General features: G+C 40.6%; 1 protein-coding gene. It reads right to left on the reverse strand.

The window, feature by feature from the left end; translation table 11 throughout:
* Positions 1-92: 92 nt before the first annotated feature.
* On the reverse strand, positions 93-1,402 hold a 1,310-nt coding region (gene sthA, locus L654_RS0100645; RefSeq protein ID WP_024606959.1), incomplete at its 5' end, for a Si-specific NAD(P)(+) transhydrogenase.

The following is a 1,402-nucleotide window of genomic DNA, read 5'->3' on the forward strand; positions in this document are numbered from 1 at the left end:
TGTTCTATATCAGAAATTTTTAACGTAGTTAACGTCAGATTTAACCCCTCAAATTGATTAAGTATTATTGCGGATTGGTATTATTTAAGCCGTTATTTAAATAAGCGATTTAAACCATTTAATGCCGCAACACGGTAGGCTTCAGCCATGGTTGGGTAGTTAAATGTGGTATTTACAAAGTAGTCGATATTATTGCCACCATTTTTTTGTTCCATAATAGCTTGGCCAATGTGAACAATTTCAGAGGCACGTTCGCCAAAACAATGTACGCCAAGTACTTCTTTGGTTTCGGTGTGGAATAATATTTTTAAACTACCTACTTCAGTACCAGCAATTTGCGCACGTGCCAAATGCTTAAACTGAGCACGGCCAACTTCATATGGTACTTTAGCGGCTGTAAGTTCTTGCTCTGTTTTACCGACTGAGCTCATTTCTGGGATGGTATAAATACCGGCCGGAATATCAACTATCAGTCTGTCATCACAGTTACCACACGCAATTGCATCAGCAGCTATACGACCTTGGTCAAACGCAGCACTTGCAAGGCTTGGATAGCCAATTACATCACCTACAGCGTAAACGTTATCAATTTCTGTTTGATATGTTTCGTTAACTTTTAATTGGCCACGGCTATCGGCTTTTAAACCAATGGCTTCAAGGTTTAATGTATCAGTGTTACCAGTACGGCCATTAGCAAATAAAATACAGTCAGCTTTTACGCGTTTGCCTGATTTTAAATGCATAATAACGCAGTCGTCACGGGTCTCTATTCGGTCAAACTCTTCGTTATGACGAATAACAATACCGCTGTTCCAAAAGTGATAGCTAAGCGCGTCAGATATTTCAGCATCCATAAAAGCAAGTAGTCGGTCGCGTGTATTAACTAAATCAACTTTAGCGCCTAAACCTTTAAATATAGAAGCGTACTCACAACCAATTACACCAGCGCCGTATATAAGTACGCGGTGAGGGTCGTGTTTAAGACCTAAAATAGTGTCGCTCTCATAAATACGAGAATGCGTAAAATCGACTTCTGGTGGGCGATAAGGGCGTGAGCCGGTTGCTATAACAATCGTTTTAGCAGTCAGTCGCTCAGTTGAACCATCATTTCTTTTTACTTCAATCGTGTGCTTATCTACAAATCTCGCATCACCTTGAAACATATGAATGCGGTTACGATCGTAAAAGCTGCTACGTAAATTAGATTGCTTAGAAATAACAGAACTTGCGTGACGTAAAATATCAGGAAATGTCAGGCGGCTAGGGCGCTCACCAACATTAAATAACGGATTTGCTTTGTATTCAATATAGCGGCTAACAGAGTGGCGAAGCGCTTTTGAAGGAATTGTTCCCCAATGTACACAACCGCCACCAACTGATTCTTGGCGTTCAATAACCGCTA

This window comes from Pseudoalteromonas sp. TAB23 (assembly GCF_000498075.1).
In the GTDB taxonomy this organism is placed as follows: Bacteria; Pseudomonadota; Gammaproteobacteria; order Enterobacterales; family Alteromonadaceae; genus Pseudoalteromonas; species Pseudoalteromonas arctica.